Annotated in this window: 14 protein-coding genes and 1 tRNA gene; 4 read left to right on the forward strand and 11 right to left on the reverse strand. The window is 64.6% G+C overall.

What is annotated here, in order from left to right; all coding sequences use genetic code 11:
• Window positions 1-2: 2 nt before the first annotated feature.
• Window positions 3-758, reverse strand: a complete 756-nt coding sequence (locus ON00_RS00855) for a PP2C family serine/threonine-protein phosphatase (RefSeq protein WP_010402517.1) — start codon at window positions 756-758, stop codon at window positions 3-5.
• A gap of 4 nt (window positions 759-762) precedes the next feature.
• Window positions 763-1452, reverse strand: a complete 690-nt coding sequence (locus ON00_RS00860; protein ID WP_245535512.1) for a vWA domain-containing protein — start codon at window positions 1450-1452, stop codon at window positions 763-765.
• Window positions 1453-1570: 118 nt separating this feature from the next.
• Between ON00_RS00860 and ON00_RS20445 the strand changes: the two genes are divergently transcribed.
• Complete coding sequence (locus ON00_RS20445) at window positions 1571-1741, forward strand: hypothetical protein (protein WP_154651251.1); 171 nt, start codon at window positions 1571-1573, stop codon at window positions 1739-1741.
• A 22-nt stretch (window positions 1742-1763) separates the two neighbouring features.
• Here ON00_RS20445 and ON00_RS00865 read toward each other — a convergent pair whose 3' ends face one another.
• From ON00_RS00865 to recJ, 3 genes are all read right to left on the reverse strand, one after another.
• A complete protein-coding gene (locus ON00_RS00865) occupies window positions 1764-3587 on the reverse strand; it encodes a site-specific integrase (protein WP_010402520.1) in 1824 nt (607 codons plus the stop codon).
• 85 nt (window positions 3588-3672) lie between these two features.
• Window positions 3673-3747, reverse strand: a tRNA-Glu gene (locus tag ON00_RS00870).
• Between the two features lie 80 nt (window positions 3748-3827).
• Complete coding sequence (gene recJ / locus ON00_RS00875) at window positions 3828-5603, reverse strand: single-stranded-DNA-specific exonuclease RecJ (protein ID WP_010402521.1); 1776 nt, start codon at window positions 5601-5603, stop codon at window positions 3828-3830.
• Here recJ and ON00_RS00880 point away from each other — a divergent pair.
• Window positions 5603-7999, forward strand: a complete 2397-nt coding sequence (locus ON00_RS00880) for a penicillin acylase family protein (protein ID WP_010402523.1) — start codon at window positions 5603-5605, stop codon at window positions 7997-7999. The genes recJ and ON00_RS00880 overlap by 1 nt on opposite strands.
• Window positions 8000-8008: 9 nt before the next feature.
• Here the strand turns inward: ON00_RS00880 and ON00_RS00885 are convergent, their stop codons facing one another.
• From ON00_RS00885 to ON00_RS00895, 3 genes are all read right to left on the reverse strand, one after another.
• The gene (locus tag ON00_RS00885) at window positions 8009-8689 is read right to left on the reverse strand and encodes a prolyl hydroxylase family protein (protein WP_010402524.1); all 681 of its coding nucleotides are present in this window, start codon (window positions 8687-8689) and stop codon (window positions 8009-8011) included.
• An 87-nt stretch (window positions 8690-8776) separates the two neighbouring features.
• Window positions 8777-9715: an RcnB family protein gene (locus ON00_RS00890; RefSeq protein ID WP_010402525.1), complete on the reverse strand. Its 939-nt coding sequence runs from the start codon at window positions 9713-9715 to the stop codon at window positions 8777-8779.
• Window positions 9716-9822: 107 nt separating this feature from the next.
• Window positions 9823-10365 carry a (2Fe-2S)-binding protein gene (locus ON00_RS00895; RefSeq protein WP_029622312.1) on the reverse strand — a complete coding sequence of 181 codons (543 nt, stop codon included), beginning with the start codon at window positions 10363-10365 and terminating at the stop codon, window positions 9823-9825.
• Window positions 10366-10457: 92 nt separating this feature from the next.
• Between ON00_RS00895 and ON00_RS00900 the strand changes: the two genes are divergently transcribed.
• Window positions 10458-11258, forward strand: a complete 801-nt coding sequence (locus ON00_RS00900; RefSeq protein WP_010402528.1) for a DODA-type extradiol aromatic ring-opening family dioxygenase — start codon at window positions 10458-10460, stop codon at window positions 11256-11258.
• A 4-nt stretch (window positions 11259-11262) separates the two neighbouring features.
• On the opposite strand, the gene ON00_RS00905 is transcribed toward ON00_RS00900, so the two are convergent.
• The gene (locus tag ON00_RS00905) at window positions 11263-12024 is read right to left on the reverse strand and encodes a class II aldolase/adducin family protein (RefSeq protein ID WP_010402529.1); all 762 of its coding nucleotides are present in this window, start codon (window positions 12022-12024) and stop codon (window positions 11263-11265) included.
• A gap of 155 nt (window positions 12025-12179) precedes the next feature.
• On the opposite strand from ON00_RS00905, the gene ON00_RS00910 reads away from it, so the two are divergent.
• Window positions 12180-13604 carry a sugar MFS transporter gene (locus tag ON00_RS00910; protein ID WP_010402531.1) on the forward strand — a complete coding sequence of 475 codons (1425 nt, stop codon included), beginning with the start codon at window positions 12180-12182 and terminating at the stop codon, window positions 13602-13604.
• 2 nt (window positions 13605-13606) lie between these two features.
• On the opposite strand, the gene ON00_RS00915 is transcribed toward ON00_RS00910, so the two are convergent.
• The gene (locus tag ON00_RS00915; protein ID WP_010402533.1) at window positions 13607-14725 is read right to left on the reverse strand and encodes a CaiB/BaiF CoA transferase family protein; all 1119 of its coding nucleotides are present in this window, start codon (window positions 14723-14725) and stop codon (window positions 13607-13609) included.
• Window positions 14726-14745: 20 nt separating this feature from the next.
• On the reverse strand, window positions 14746-15930 hold the full coding sequence (locus tag ON00_RS00920) for an acyl-CoA dehydrogenase (RefSeq protein ID WP_010402535.1): 1185 nt from the start codon (window positions 15928-15930) through the stop codon (window positions 14746-14748).
• Between the last annotated feature and the right edge of the window lie 64 nt (window positions 15931-15994).

Consider the following 15994-nt stretch of genomic DNA (forward strand, 5'->3'; position numbering starts at 1 on the left):
TGTTATCCGAATGCTGCCAGGATAAGGGTCTTGTCGTCGTCGGTGCGGGCATTCACGCTGTCAGAGTCGAGGAATGCTGCTAGCCTGCTTGACAGCGACTGGTTATGATCGCTGATCTCACCTGCCGTGACCGTTTTGAACAGCCCGCCGAAGAAGGGCGGGTGGGCGGTACGATTGACGAAATCCAGCGCCAGCTGCTCGAGCCCGTCGGTCAGCAACGCGAGGCGATCGATGTGAAGGTCGCCGGCAACGCCGATGCGCAGGCGCGGATTGGTGTCGGTGATGAAATAGGTGGTCGAAGCATATTCACCGTTACTGGGCCAGCTCAGCTCGATGAGTGCCGCGTCGTCGATAGCTCTGGCAGTGATGGCTCCGTCGCCGATGTGCGCCGTAATCGTGTTCGCCCCATCGCTGATCGCCAGCACCAGTGTTGTCGCGAAATTGGCTGGCGAGCAACTACGGCGATCAGCCGCCACAATTATCATCAGCCTGACCTCGGCGACCCAGAGCTCGATCATCGCCGGGTTCGGAATGACGCCCGCGTTCGACATCCAGTCCTTGGCCCGGCTGGTCATGACGCGCGCTGTGATTGCGGCGCCGTATCCGCCGAGCACCGCGCTACCAGCGCCGTCACACGCGGCGGCGATCAGGAATCCGGGCGGCGCCGTCAGGACGCGGCATGCATCCTGACGGCGCTCACCTGCCTGTGCGTGGGCGGTGCCGCGTCGTGACGCGGCTGCCCAGGTCCAGTCGGACACGTGCTTAGACGATCGACGCCCAGCCGGCGGGGCCAGCCGGGTTGGTCAGCGTCACCGCCTGGCCGGTGGTCGAGCGAGACACCGCCGAGAGCGAGCTCGACAGCCACCGGAACATGGTGCCGAAGGCGAGCCCGCGCAGCATCACCGGCGCGCTGACCGAGATATTGGCGAGCGTGGCCGTATCCGCGCCAGCCACGCCGACCGCGAAGAACGAGAAGCTCTTGCGCCGCTCCCCCTCCTCGACGCGGCGCGCGGCACGATCCCAGCTGTCGGTCGGCGCGCCGTCGGTGATCATAAAGATCCACGGCCGGTACGGCGTGATACCGGCGCTGCGATACTGCTGCTGGCGCGCCGCCACCAGATCGATCGCGGTGTTGATCGCCTGACCCATCGGCGTGCTGCCCTTGGCCTTGAGCGGCTGCGGGTAGAAGTCTTTAGCCGACCCGAACTCGGCGACGACCTCGACGGTGCCGCCAAACGTCACGACGGCGATTTCGAGGCGCTTGGCCGCGAGGCTGTCCTCGCGAACGTCGTTCGCGAACTGCAGCATGCCCGCGTTCAGCGCCGCGATGGGCTCGCCGTCCATCGAACCAGAGATGTCCAGCAGCAACACGCAAGCGCACCTCGGCTCCGGGTTGTCGGCGAACTCGACCAGATCGAATCCCCCGGGGGCGAGATCGTCGCCAAACGGCACTTGTACATAATCGTCCATCATTGCTTACCTCTTCATGGCGAGGCCACCTGCCGACACGGCAACGACGACCCCGCAGACTACGGATCGCAGAGTATCGCGAGCCTACGGCGCATGGCCGATGACCCTCACTCAGCTATTTGAAAGGGCGTTTGCCGATGTCGATCTCGGCAAACGTAAACGCGTCGCGTCAGGCGCGGTTATCATCGACTCGGCCAAACCAGGCGCTGCTGGATCGACAGGCGTCTCGACTCAGCGGAAAAACATCCGCGTCATTCGTGTCTCGTACTAAAAGACTGATTACAAGTACTTCCTCAAGTGCGCGCGGCGCTCTCAATTGCAGTCCAATCGATGAACCCGAGTTTGAGCCGCTTGATGTGATGGTGAAGGTTGGCAACCGCGCGCCCGAACCCGTAGCCGCCACCCACGTCGGCCGGCGCATGGCCGGTCAATTGGTCGTGTACGTCCTTGGGAATGTCAGCGTCGCGGCACAGATCCTTGAACGTATGCCGGAAGCTGTAGAACACGATCCGCGGATCCTTGCTGACCGCCTGATCGATTACGCGGGCGGCGCGGCGGCTCGCTTCCTTGGTCTTGACCCCGAGCTTGTCGGCCCTGAGATCGGGGAACAGTCGTAATCCGCCGGTCGCACGCTGCCGCTCGACATAATCCATGAAGCCGAGTTCGATGAGCTTGGAATGGAGCGGCAGGACCCGGCGCGACCCTTCCGTCTTTACGCGGTTCTGCTCAGTCTCAACATCGGGATCAACATAGTCGGTGACGTCGATATAATGGACGCGCAGCTCGGTTTTCACGTCCGTCAGCAGGACCTGTCCCAGCTCTTCGATGCGACCGCCGGTCATCAGACCGAGCAGAAACAGCCAACGAAGGGTGATGTCGGAGACTGCTGATTTGCTGTGGGCAACCGACCACGGCTGCGTGAACAGCGGGTCTTTGAACAGCTTGGCCAACTCGTCCTTGGTGAAGGGGCGCCGGTCGCCCTTCTTAGAATAGCCCTCGACCTTGATGCCGGCGGCCACGTTGGCTGGGATATAGCGTTCCTGGAACGCGAACCCGAGCAGCGCCTGGATCGCACCCAGATACTTCTTGATCGACGCCGGCATGACGCGATCGAGATCGCCACGCCGCGCGTAGAGCGCATGCTGATCGACGAATGCCAGCTTGCGGTGCGCCCGTGGCATGCTCTTGGGCATCAGCGCGACCGCGTCGCGATATTCGAAACAATCGTCGGCCGTGATCTCGCCGATCCCAATGTCGCCAAGATAGCTGGTAAAGTCGGCGACCGCCTTGTCGGCGGCCGCTTGCATCTTGAGCGTGGGCTTGCGCTTCGCCTTCCACTCGACCGCCAGGTCGCGAAGTTTCATGTCGGGTCGAGCGCGCGAAGCGTTCGGTCGGCGCCGCAACGATTCTGCGCGCGGAGTTTGATCACGCACTTCAGGCGACGCCAACGCTGCGGCGATCGCGTCGGCAAGCGGTTCGTCGATGCCGGGCACGTTGCCTTCGGCGAGGCTGATCTGTCGCTTGAGCGCCGTCACTTGCTCGGCGAGCAGGGGACGCCATCGCCGACGCGGCGTGCGGCGCTGATAGTCGAACCAGCGATCGCCAACGGCCCGATGGCTGATTGCGATTTCCGCCTCCAGCCGCGCGATCGTCTCGTCCGACAGCTCGTCGTCGGTGTCGCTGCCCGCCACACGCTTGCGGTACGCGATCCAATCGTCAGCGGTCATCGACTGTGCGGTCGGCAGCCGTTCACCGGCCATATCGGCGACCGCGTCGTCGAGCTCGCGCAAAATGAATGCCACGTCGAGACCGCCTGACGCAAAGCCTGTACCAGACCGCCGCGTGAGGTGGCGCTCGACCAATGCCTGTGCTTCATCGGCCGTCAGTGCACCGCTGCCCTGATTCTTGAGCGTCTCCCGAAACGCGGCGATCTTTTTCTCGAACTCGCCGTTCTCGATCGCCAGTCGTTTCTCGGCCTCGCGCCGGTCCGACGTTCGGAGCGTCACCTTGTAGAGTTCGCCGCAGTTGAACAGCGGACGCAGCGCCTCCGGCACCTTGCGGCGGAGATAAAAGATACCGCTGCGCGGATCTTCCCACAGTCCCTTGATCCTCGTCATTCCCTATCTCCGGTGTACCCGTTTGGTGTACTCGCCGAGACCTTAATGACAGGAAAACCGCCGGTTCCGCCAGTTTTGGCGTATCTGGTGACCCCTACGGGAATCGAACCCGTGCTTCAGCCGTGAAAGGGCCGCGTCCTAACCGCTAGACGAAGGGGCCGTGCCCGAATGCTCGGGAGCGAAGGGCCGGTTAGGCAAAGCGGACGGGTTGGTCAACCCATTGTGTCGCATTTGTTGAAATCAATCGGCCCAGGCGGCGTCATCAATGTGCAGTTCGGCGGCGGGGCGGGTGCCCCAATCGTCGATCCGTGCGCGGCCCGCCAGCCACAGGCGGCGGTGCGGGGCGGCCCCCAGCAAGGCCTGGCCAAGCGCGGTCTCGGCCTGGCGGAAGGCGACCGCCTTCAGCGTGCCGCCGCCGCCGCCCGGGCAATCGCCGCTGACGATCGCGCGGACATGGCCGTTGCCGACCACATCGGCTTTGAGGATGCGGACCGGCCCTGCAACCACGCGCGGTTGCGGCCAGCCCATGCCATAGGGGCCGCCGGCCTCCATCGTCGTCACCAGATCGGGCGTCACGCCGCGCGCGCTCAGCACGGCGTCGAGCAGCAAGGCGCGGTCGCCCATCGCGCGGGTGACGGCGGCGTCGAGGCGCTCGCTCAGAAAGTCGCCAAAGGCGTCGATGCGGTCCTCGGCAATCGTCAGGCCCGCGGCCATCGCATGGCCGCCGCCTGCCACCAGCAAATCGGCCTCTTTCGCCGCGAGCACGGCGGCCCCCAGATCGACGCCGGGGATCGACCGCCCCGAGCCCTTGCCGACGCCCGCATCGTCAAGCGCGATGACGAGCGCAGGGCGGCCGAACTTCTCCTTCAGGCGTCCAGCCACGATGCCGATCACGCCGGGGTGCCAGCCATGCCCGGCAACGACGATCACCGCGCGGTTGCTCTTGTGCGCGGCGAGCGTTTCGGCGGCTTCCTGCACGATGCCCTCTATCGCGCGACGTTCTTCGTTGAGCTGGTCCAGCTCGGTCGCAATTCGCTCGGCTTCGCCGGGGTCGCGCGTGGTGAGCAAGCGGACGCCGAGATCGGACTTGCCGACGCGCCCGCCGGCATTGATGCGCGGCCCGAGCGCGAAGCCAAGGTCGGTGCTGGTCGGCGCGCGGGTGAGCCGCGAGGCGGTGAGCAGCGCGTCGATCCCGATATTGCCGCGCTTGGCCATCACCTTCAGCCCTTGTGCGACGAAGGCGCGGTTGAGGCCTTTGAGCGAGGCGACATCGGCGACGGTGCCGAGGGCCACCAGATCGAGCAGATCGAGCAATTTCGGCTCAGGACGATCGGTGAAAAAACCGCGCGTGCGCAGTGTGCGGATCAGCGCGGCACCGAGCAGAAAGGCGACGCCGACCGCAGCGAGATGGCCATGCGCCGACCCCTCGGTCTCGTCGAGCCGATTGGGGTTCACCAAGGCAAGCGCATGGGGCAGGGCGCTCGCGCATTTGTGATGATCGACCACCACCACGTCGACACCCGCGACGCGCGCCATCTCCAGCGCTTCGAACGCCTGCGCGCCGCAATCAACGGTGATGATGAGGCTCGCGCCCTCGTCCTTCAGGCGCACCAGCGCCGGGCCGGACGGGCCATAGCCCTCCATCAACCGATCCGGGATATAAGGCCGCGCCTCCAGGCCGAGCTCGCGCAACAGCAGGATCATCAGCGCCGCCGAGGTGGCACCATCGACGTCATAATCGCCGAACACCGCGACCTGCTCGCCTGCTTGCACCGCGTCGGCAAGGCGGTGGGCGGCGCGGTCCATGTCGCGGAAGATCGACGGATCGGGCATGAAGGCGCGGATGCTGGGGGCCTTGTGCGCCGCCAGCGCCTCGCGCGGGCAGCCGCGCGCCAGCAGCAATTGCGTGACGAGATCGTCGGGCGCGAAGCCGGGGTCGCGTGCGTCGGTCTCCAGCATGCGCCAGCGCCACGGCTGGCCAAGAATCGAACGGGTGATGTTGAGGACGGTGTTCATTGCCGCCCTCCTACGCCGATGTCGCCTTCGCGCAAATCATCGGGCCGCTGGACCGGGCGAACGCGCTGTGCGACGACTATCTGAAAATAGGGGGAGGACGGACGATGCGGTATCTGGCGAGCACGGCATTGGGAGTGGCGCTGTTGGCGACGACGCCCGTCTCGGCGGCCCCGGCCCCGGCGCATTACGCCGCGACGATTACCCGCACGACCTTCGGCATTCCGCATATCCGCGCGACCACCTGGGGTGGCCTCGGCTACGGCGTCGCTTATGCTTATGCGCAGGACAATCTGTGCATGCTCGCCGAGGAGTTCGCCACTGTCGCGGGCGAGCGATCCCGCTGGTTCGGGCCGAAGGAGAGCGCAGTGCTCGGCTTCGACAAGATCGACAATCTGTCGTCGGATGTCTTCTTCCGTTCGGTGATCGATGTGCCGACGCTCCGGGCGGGCATGGCGCGCGGCAATCCCACCACGCGTGCGCTCGTGCGCGGCTATGTTGCCGGATATAACAAGCTGTTGCGCGACATCGGTCCAGCGGGTGTGCCGAGCGCCTGCCGGGGCAAGGGCTGGGTGCGCCCGATCACGCTTGATGACATGCTGCGGCTGAACGAAAAGCAGATGTTGCTGGCGAGCTCGCTGGCGTTGGCACCACTGGTTGTCCACGCGGTGCCGCCCGGCGCGGCGCAGGCTGCGCTGGTTCCCGGTGAAGACCCGCTGCGGCAACGCGACATTGGTTTTGGCAGCAACGGCTGGGCCTTCGGCAAGGACGTCACCGCCAACGGTCGCGGCCTTGTTGTCGGAAACCCGCATTTTCCGTGGAACGGGCCGTCGCGCTTCTATGAAATGCACCTGACCTTGCCCGGCCAGTATGATGCGATGGGGGTAGGGATCGCCGGCGCGCCGGTGGTCACGCTTGGCTTCAACAAGGATGTCGCCTGGACGCATACGGTTACGGCGGCGCAGCATTTCACGGTGTTCCAGCTCAAGCTCGATCCCGCTGACCCGACCAAATATCTGGTCGATGGCAAGAGCGAGGCGATGCGGCGACAGGTGATCTCGGTGCCCATGCCGGATGGCGCTCCGCCGGTAGAACGCACCACCTATGCGACGCGTTACGGGCCGATTGTCTACAATCCGCTGGCCGGGTTCGGCTGGACCAAGACGCAGGCGTATGCGCTGCGCGATGCCAACCACAACAACCAGCGCGCGCTGGAAACGTGGGTGGCGATCGGGCAAGCGCGCAGCGTGGGCGAGGTGCGCGCGGCGGTCGAGCGGACGCTGGGCATTCCGTGGGTCAACACCATCGCCGCCGACCGCGCCGGAAATGCCCTCCATGCCGATGTGACGGCCGTGCCCAACGTATCGGCAGACAAAGTGCGCGCGTGCGGGATGCCGCTATCGGCAGTGCTGAAGGGCAAGCTCATTTTGCTGGATGGCAGTCGCTCGGCCTGCGATTGGGATCGCGCTACGGGCACGCCGGTCGCCGGGCTAATGCCCGCGCGCGACCAGGCAGTGCTGGAACGCCAGGACTATGTCGCCAACAGCAACGACAGTTATTGGCTGAGCAACCCCAAGGTGCCTGCCTTGATCCGCTCGCCCATCCTCGGCACGACCGAGAGCGAGCGGACGCTGCGGACGCGTTCAGGCCTGATCGAGATCGATCGGCGGCTGAGCGGCAGCGATGGATTGCCGGGCACCAAGGTTGATCCCGCCGCCGCCGAAGCGATGGCCTTTGCCAATAAGAGTCTGGCGGCTGAACTCGCGGTGGACCCGCTGCTGGCTTTGTGTCGCGGGCAGGAGGATGTGGCGGCGGCGTGCGCGGCGCTGGGCGGGTGGGACCGGCGCTTCAATCTCGATAGCCGCGGCGCGTATCTGTTCGCGACCTTCTGGGAGGGCGTGCGGTCCCTGCCGGGGCTGTGGGCGGTGCCGTTCGACAAGGCTGATCCCGTCCACACGCCGCGCGATTTCGTGACGAGCGGGGCGAAAGGGGCGAAACTGCTCGCCGCGCTGAAGGCGGCGGCGGCTACGCTGGCAAAGCAGGGCATCGCGCTCGACGCGCGCTGGGGCGACGTCCAGTTCGCGGTGCGCGGGCAGGACCATATCCCGATCCACGGCGCGTCCGGGCAATTGGGCGTGCTCAACGTCCAGCAATCGGACCCCGTTCCGGGCGGGATCGTGCCGAAGCATGGGTCAAGCTACGTTCAGATTGTCACCTTCGACACGGTAGGGCCGGTGGCGGACGCGCTGCTCAGCTATTCGCAGTCGACCGATCCGGCATCGCCCCATTTCGGCGACCAGACCCGCGAATTTTCGGCGAAGCGGTTCCACCATTTGCCCTTTACCGAGGCGCAGATCCTGGCAGACGGGGGGCACAGGAGCGTGCGGATCAGCGAATAAGCGGATCGATCACGCCTTGATCCAATTGCCCTCGCGAAACCATTTGGTGACGATGTATTTGGTCCCCTGAACCACCGGCATGCCTTCGTGCAGCGTGGCGGTGTTGCGGTCGCCATCGGGCTTCATGTTGTTCCAGGTGAGCAGCAAGCCCTTTTTCGGGGCGACGCGGATGCCGATGGTGGGGAACCATGTCGCGCCCCCTTCCTCGACATCGTTGAGGTAGATCATCGCCGTCCAGGTGCGCTGGCCGCCGGTTTCCACCATCTTGGGCCAATAGGCCTGGGCTTCGTTGAAATAGTCGAAATGTGCGCGGAAATGCTGGCCGACCGCATAACGCTGCCCTTGCATCGTTTCGCCGTGGACGGGATCGATGCCAAGCAGATCGGCAATCGCCTCATCGGTCGGGCGGACGTCGGGCGACCAGCGATCCATGTCGCAACTGTCGCTGGTGCGAAAATCCTGCACCGATTCCTCGGCCAAGACGGTCGAGCGGCGGCGATTGGCGTCGATTAGCGCCACCAGCCGGTCACAGGTCGCGGCATCGAGGAAATCGGGGTGATAGAAAATCTGCGCTTCGTCGACCTTGGCGCGCTTCACGGCCGGATTGGCATCGAGCCGACGGGAAACGGATTCGCCGACCAGGCGGCGCACAGGCGAGGGGCCGCCGGGTTTCTTTGCAAACAGAGCCATGGCGCGGGACTTTGCCGTGCGCGCTCGAAAAAACAACTCGAAAAAAGAGGGGCCGCAAACCCTGGTTTGCGGCCCCTGATCGTGTGGTTACCAGAAAATGTCGTACACCGTATCGACGACATAGCCGGTGCGGATATCGACGAGCAGCGCGTCATTATAATAGCGCACCCAGCGATAGGGCCCGTAGGCCGGCGGCAGCCGATAATAATCGGCGTCGTCGATCCAATAATCCTGGTCGTACAGGAACGAGTTTAACGTAAAGCCGATCGAGAAACGGCGATAGCCATAGCCCCAGCCCGGGGGAGCGTAATAACGGGGCAGGTGGTAAATGTTGCGGTTCTGGATCCGGTAATAGTTGTAATTATACCGGTTGTCCCGCCGCCAGTCGCGATTCCAGCCGCGATTACCGTTGTTGTTCCAGCCGTTATTGTAGCCAGGACCGCCATCGTGCCGGTCACCGCGCCAATCGCCGCCGCGACCATCATTGCCGCGATGGTCCCACCGCCCGGGTTGCAAGCCGCCACCGTCGCGTGGGTCGCGGCCAGGCTGCGGTCCGTCAAAGGCCGGTCGACCACCATTTGGTCCCCCATTGAAGCCAGGGCGACCGTCAAACGGCGGGCGATCGGGTTGCCGTGGCGGCTGGCCCTGAGGCCGGTCGCCGCGATCATTGCCAAAGCCCGGACGGAAACCGGGTCGACCAAATTGGCCATCGGGACGTCCACCCCGATCGCCGCGGCCATCCCACCGTGGGGGCTGAGACGGTTGCGGTTGTGCTTGCGGTTGCGGTTGCGCTTGCGGCTGGGGTGCAGGCGGACGGGCAACCGGCGCTTGCCCGGCCGGCTGGCCCTCCGGACGCCGCCATTGCGGGCGACCTTCGTCTCCGATCATCGCCGGGCGTTGCGGGCGACCTTCGCGTTGGCCCTGACCCTCGCCGCGATGCGGCCGGTCGGCACCTTCCTGCGCCATCGCCGCCGCCGGGATCAGCGCCGAGGCCGCCATGATTGCGGCGAGCAAAGACTTGCGCATCAAAACATCCTTCTCTTCGTCCAGACGCCATGTCCGGTCGTTGAACCCTATATGGTCCAGTGTCGATGAGCCGTCGCTGAATTGGGCTGACAGCTTTGCGAAAGGTATTATTTACTTCGCGGGATCAGCGCCGGAACTTCGCGCGCCGCGTCGGTTGGGGAAATGCCGGGGGATGGCGGGGCGTCGATCGTCTCGTCGCCGCGCTGCACGCTTGCCGCCAGCAGCACCGTTTCGACCAGGCGCGGATAGATGCCGCAGCGGCACAGGTTGGTGATGCTGGCGCGGATGTCATCCTCGCTTGGGTTGCGGTTTTTCTTGAGCAGCGCCGCCGTCGCCATGATCATGCCCGGAATGCAAAAGCCGCATTGCGGCACGTTCTTGGCGAGGAACGCCATTTGCGCCGGATGCGTGCGATCGCGCGACAGGCCCTCGATCGTGGTGACAAAACTCCCCTCGATCGCGCCGATCGTGCGTTGGCACGCTCGCACGGCTTCGCCATCGATGTCGACGGTGCACGCCCCGCACTCGCCATTGCCACAGCCATATTTCGTGCCGGTAAGGTTGGAGGCATCGCGCAGCGCCCATAATAACGGCGTGTTCGGGTCCATCTTATATTGAACGGGCTGATTGTTGACGGTGAAGCGGGTCATGTCGGTACGATAGGCCAAGATGTGTCGGTACGAAACGGGTCGTTTCCCGTCCTGCGATTGTCGGGCGGGGAGGGGCGGGCGATATAACCCTCATGACGCTTCCCACCCTGTTCATCCCGCATGGCGGCGGCCCCTGTTTCTTCATGGATCCGGCGGGCGGACCACCCGACCCGATGTGGCGGCCGATGCAGGCCTATCTGGCCGGGGTGATCGCATCGCTACCCGAGCGACCGCGCGCCATCCTGATGGTATCGGGGCATTGGGAAGAGCCGGAACTGACCGTCAATGGCGGCGACGGGCATCCCATGCTGTTCGATTATTACGGCTTTCCAGAGCATACATATCGGCTCGACTGGCCATCGCACGGCAGCCCCGCCGTGGCGCGGCGCGCGGTGGCGCTGCTTGAGGACGCTGGGTTTGCGACAAAGGAAGATTCGACGCGCGGCTGGGATCACGGTGTGTTCATCCCGATGATGGTGGCGGTGCCGGATGCGGATATCCCGCTGGTGCAGCTTTCGCTGCGCGCCGATCTGGACCCTGCCGTTCACATTGCGATCGGCCGTGCGCTGGCACCGCTGCGCGACGAAGGCGTGCTGATCGTCGGCTCTGGCATGAGCTTCCACAATTTGCGTGCGCGCGGCCCGCAAGTGACGGCGGTCGCGGACGCATGGGATGCTGCTCTTACGGCGGCGGTGACCGATCCCGATCCAGCCTCGCGGGCGGCCAAAGTAGCGGCGTGGGAGGCGCTGCCCCACGCCCGCTTTGCGCATCCAGAGGCCGAGCATCTGCTGCCGCTGATGGTCGCGCTCGGCGCGGGCGGCGATGGCCCGGCCGTGCGCGATTATGCCGATCATGTGCTCGGCTGGGCGGTCTCGGGCTATCGCTTCGGCTGACGCCTCAGGCGCGCCAGCCGGTATCGATCTTGTCGACCAGGCGCACCATCGCGTCGAAATCGGCCTTGCCAGGCCCGCCTGGTACCTGCGCCATGTGCAAATCGCGCTGATGCACTGCGATCACCTCTGGCGACACCTCGATCGGCGTGCCCATCGACATCGTCGCGATCTGAATTTCGCAGGCGCGCTGCAGCGACCAATGTTTGATGAACGCCTCGGGCAGGGTCCGGCCCATGACGAGGATCCCGTGGTTCTTGAGCAGCATGACGCGCTTGTCGCCGAGATGTTCAAGCAGGCGGGAGCCTTCCTCGTCGCGGACCGTCACGCCTTCGAAATCGTGATAGGCGATTTGCCCGGCAAAATTGCAGGCGTAGAAGTTGGTGGCGCGCAAGCCCCCCTCAAGCGAGCTCACTGCCATGCCCGCCGTGGTGTGGGTGTGCATGATGCAATGCGCATCGGGCAAATGGCGATGGAACAGCGCGTGCTGCACAAAGCCAGCGCGATTGACCGGATAGGGGCTGTCGTCGAGCTTGTTGCCGTCAATATCGATCTTGACCAGGCTGGAGGCGGTGACCTCGCTGAAATGCAGGCCGAATGGGTTGATCAGGAAGGCACCCTCTTCCTCGGGCACTTTCAGCGTGATGTGGTTGTAGATCATTTCCGACCAGCCGAGCATCGCGAACACGCGATAGCAGGCGGCGAGTTCCTGTCGCGTCGCCCATTCGGCTTCGGACATCTTCGCGGTACGAAGGATTGCGGTGGCCATGGCGGACTCTCCTAATCCGGGTCTTTTTTTTCTAGGGTCGGTATCGCATGAGATTTACCGGATTGCCAGAGCCCGGGGGATTGCCAGACCCGGCTTGGTCCGGGCATGGGGGCGGCGAGCAGGAAACGGCGCGTTAGCGGCCGGGAGAGGATCGCATGCACATCAACGCCGCCAACACACCGCAGGATGCCGACAACATCGCCAACAAGGGCGTGAATGCGCCCGATCTGCAGGTGTTCGTGTTCGCCTTGTTCTTCATCTTCGGCGGCATCACCAGCTTGAACGATGTCATCATCCCCAAGCTGAAGGAGTTGTTCACGCTCACCTACACGCAGGCGATGCTCGTTCAGTTCTGCTTCTTCACCGCTTATCTTTTGATCGGCATTCCGGGGGCGGCGCTGGTCAAGCGGATCGGCTATATGCGCGGCGCGGTCGCCGGGCTGGTGACGATGTTGGTTGGCTGCCTGCTGTTCATTCCGGCGTCTAGCACAGCGACGTATGCGCTTTTCCTGTTCGCCCTCTTCATCCTGGCGGCGGGCGTGGTGCTGGTCCAGATCGTGGCCAATCCGCTGATCAGCCTGCTCGGCAAAGCCGAAACCGCATCCAGCCGTCTGACCTTCGCCCAGGCGTTCAATTCGCTCGGCACGACGATCTTTCCGTATGCAGGCGCCATCATCATTTTGGGGAGCCTTTCCAAGATTTCGGCGTCGGACCTGACCGGCGCGGCGCTGGATGCGTATCGCACGGCGGAAAGCGGCGCGATCGTTCGTGGCTATCTCGGTCTGGCGGTTGCGCTGGCTGTCGTCGCGGCCGCAGTCTGGCTGTTTCGCAATCGGCTGCCGCACGATGCCCATGCTGCGAAAGACAAGCCCCTTGTCGGTGCCACGCGCTACGGCGCGGGCCTGGCTCTGGCCGCGCTCGGTGCGGTCGTCGCCGTGGAGGTGCAGGCTTGGATCGGGTTGGTCCTCATCTTGCTGGCACCGGTAATCTGGTTGTACGGTAACGACCTGATGCAACGTCCGCGCTTCGCGCTCGGCGCGCTTTGTATCTTCCTTTATGTCGGTGCGGAAGTGTCGATCGGCTCGCTGATCGTGAACTACCTCAAACAGCCTGGCGTCATGAACCTCGACATCACCAGCGCTGGCAAGATGATCCCGTTTTACTGGGGCGGGGCGATGATCGGCCGGTTTGTCGGGTCTGCGGTGTTGCGTGTCGTTAACCCGGGCAAGGTCCTGGCGGGCGTCGCCGTCGGTGCGGTCGCGCTCATCCTGATCTCGAGCTACACAACGGGGGCGGTCGCGGGGTACAGCCTGCTGGCGGTCGGGCTGATGAACGCCATCATGTTCCCGACGATCTTCAGTCTTGCCTGTGAAGGGCTCGGCGCACGTGCGGCAGATGGATCGGGAATCATCAACGTTGCGATCTTCGGGGGTGCCGTGCTGCCCCTGGCGACCGGAACGTTGGCGGACGCGAGCGGAAGCCTGACGCTTGCGCTGCTTATTCCGGTGGCGTGCTATGTGGTGATCTGCGCGTTCGGCGTTTACGCCGCGCGGCCCGCACCCCAATATGCCGACGCCTGAGTTCAAAAGCGCAGCGCTGCGATCTCGGCTGGGGTGAAGCCTGCCTCGGCCAGGATCGCGGCCCCGTCGGGTGCGCCCGCCATGCGCGGGGGCACTGTCGCGCTGACCGAATAACGCGGCGCTGGAGCGGGCTGAGTCACGCCGTCGGTAGTGACAAACGCGCCGCGCGCGACGTTGTGCGGATGCGCCACCGCCTCGTCGAAGCCGAGCACCGGGGCGATACAGGCTTCGTGCCCCGCGAACGCGGCGATCCAGGCATCGCGGGTGCGGTGTTTGAAGCGTTCGGCGAGGTCTGCCTTCAATTTCGGCCACAGGGCGGGCGCGAATTGCGCATCCCACTCGGCCCCGTCCAGTCCCATAACCCGGCGCAACGCCGCGTAAAATTGCGGTTCGATCGCCCCGACCGCGATCCATTTGCCATCGGCGGTTTCATAGGTGTCGTAGAAATGCGCGCCGCCATCGAGCAGGTTGGTGCCGCGCTCTCCGCTCCAGCGGCCCATGGCGCGGAACCCCCAGATCATGCTGGTCAACACGGCCGAGCCCTCGGTCATCGCGCAATCGACGACTTGTCCCAGGCCCGTCGCTTGCGCGCTCAGGATGGCGGCGAGCATGCCGAAGGCCAGCATCATCCCGCCTCCGCCGAAATCGCCGACCAAATTCATCGGCGCGACTGGCTTACGCCCGGCTTCGCCCAGCGCGTGCAGCGTGCCCGAAATCGCGATGTAGTCGATGTCGTGGCCCGGCTCGTTGGCTAGCGGTCCGGTCTGGCCCCAGCCGGTCATGCGGCCATAAACGAGTTTGGGATTATCGGCGAGCAGCGCCTCCGGCCCTAGGCCAAGCCGCTCCATCACACCCGGCCGAAAGCCCTCGATCAGTCCGTCGCAGGTTGCGGCGATGCGCCGGACGGCGGCGATCGCCTCGGGCTTCTTCAGATCGAGCGTGATCGTCCGGCGCGAGCGTAACAATGGGTCGCGTGCAGCCTCGGTCAGACCACTGGCACCAGGGCGCTCGACGCGGATCACCTCCGCGCCATGATCGGCGAGCATCATCCCGCAGAACGGCCCCGGCCCGATCCCCGCCATTTCGAGGATGCGAAGTCCGGCGAGGGGCGGGGATGCCATAGAGTCTCTCCTGTATGACCTTAGAACGCGGCGATCCCGGTGATCGCGCGGCCAAGGATCAGCGCGTGGACGTCGTGTGCGCCCTCATAGGTGTTGACCGTTTCCAGGTTCATCAGGTGGCGCATCACTTGATATTCGCCGGAAATGCCATTGCCGCCGTGCATGTCGCGGGCGTTGCGGGCGATATCGAGCGCCTTGCCGACATTGTTGCGCTTTACGATCGAGATCATTTCCGGCGCAAACTTGCCCGCATCCATCAGGCGACCAACGCGCAGGGAAGCCTGCAAGCCGAGCGCGATTTCGGTCTCCATGTCGGCCAGCTTCTTCTGGTACAACTGACGCCCGGCGAGCGGGGTGCCGAACTGGTTTCGATCGAGCCCATATTGGCGGGCGGCGTGGAAGCAGAATTCTGCCGCACCCAGTGCGCCCCAACTTATGCCATAACGCGCGCGGTTGAGGCAGCCGAACGGGCCCTTAAGACCCTGCACATTGGGCAGCAAAGCATCGTCGCTGAGTTCGATTTCGTCCATCAGGATCATGCCGGTGATCGAGGCGCGGAGCGACAATTTGCCCTCGATCTTCGGCGTGGCGAGGCCCTTGGCACCCTTTTCGACGATGAAGCCGCGAATGCCATCGCCATGCGCTTCCGACTTGGCCCAGATGACGAACACGTCGGCGATGGGCGAATTGGAGATCCACGTTTTCGCGCCCGACAGCAGATAACCGCCATCGACCTTCTTCGCGCGCGTCGTCATGCTGCCGGGGTCGGAGCCTGCATCGGGCTCGGTCAGGCCAAAGCAGCCGATCCACTCGCCGGTGGCGAGCTTGGGTAGATATGTGCGCTTCTGTTCTTCCGATCCGTAGGCGAGGATCGGGTACATGACGAGGCTCGACTGGACCGACATCATCGAGCGGTAGCCCGAATCGACGCGTTCGACCTCGCGCGCGACGAGACCGTAAGCGACATAGGAGGCACCCACACCGCCATATTCCTCGGGCACCGTCGGCCCGAGCAGGCCAAGCGCGCCCATCTCGCGGAAGATGTCGGGATCGGTGATTTCGTGCTGAAAAGCGTCGATGATGCGGGGTGCGAGCTTGTCCTGCGCATAAGCGCGCGCGGAGTCGCGGATCATGCGTTCATCGTCCTCAAGCTGGTCGTCGAGGAAGAAGGGGTCGGCCCAATCAAAACGCGCCATTTCGGCCATGTGATGCTCCAGCATTGATCAATCTGAGTGCTTCCCCGGCGAGGGCCGGGGCCCGGTATCGAAA

It is taken from the genome of Sphingomonas echinoides ATCC 14820, assembly GCF_000241465.1.
Taxonomy (GTDB): Bacteria; Pseudomonadota; Alphaproteobacteria; order Sphingomonadales; family Sphingomonadaceae; genus Sphingomonas; species Sphingomonas echinoides.

What these genes read in the sequence shown, in the direction of transcription:
- ON00_RS00920 (WP_010402535.1), bottom strand. Translation starts at nt 15,930, where the DNA reads ATGGCCGAAATGGCGCGTTTTGATTGGGCCGACCCCTTCTTCCTCGAC.
- ON00_RS00895 (WP_029622312.1), bottom strand. Translation starts at nt 10,365, where the DNA reads ATGACCCGCTTCACCGTCAACAATCAGCCCGTTCAATATAAGATGGAC.
- ON00_RS00890 (WP_010402525.1), bottom strand. Translation starts at nt 9,715, where the DNA reads ATGCGCAAGTCTTTGCTCGCCGCAATCATGGCGGCCTCGGCGCTGATC.
- ON00_RS00905 (WP_010402529.1), bottom strand. Translation starts at nt 12,024, where the DNA reads ATGGCCACCGCAATCCTTCGTACCGCGAAGATGTCCGAAGCCGAATGG.
- ON00_RS00865 (WP_010402520.1), bottom strand. Translation starts at nt 3,587, where the DNA reads ATGACGAGGATCAAGGGACTGTGGGAAGATCCGCGCAGCGGTATCTTT.
- ON00_RS00885 (WP_010402524.1), bottom strand. Translation starts at nt 8,689, where the DNA reads ATGGCTCTGTTTGCAAAGAAACCCGGCGGCCCCTCGCCTGTGCGCCGC.
- ON00_RS00910 (WP_010402531.1), top strand. Translation starts at nt 12,180, where the DNA reads ATGCACATCAACGCCGCCAACACACCGCAGGATGCCGACAACATCGCC.
- recJ (WP_010402521.1), bottom strand. Translation starts at nt 5,603, where the DNA reads ATGAACACCGTCCTCAACATCACCCGTTCGATTCTTGGCCAGCCGTGG.
- ON00_RS00900 (WP_010402528.1), top strand. Translation starts at nt 10,458, where the DNA reads ATGACGCTTCCCACCCTGTTCATCCCGCATGGCGGCGGCCCCTGTTTC.
- ON00_RS00915 (WP_010402533.1), bottom strand. Translation starts at nt 14,725, where the DNA reads ATGGCATCCCCGCCCCTCGCCGGACTTCGCATCCTCGAAATGGCGGGG.
- ON00_RS20445 (WP_154651251.1), top strand. Translation starts at nt 1,571, where the DNA reads ATGACCCTCACTCAGCTATTTGAAAGGGCGTTTGCCGATGTCGATCTC.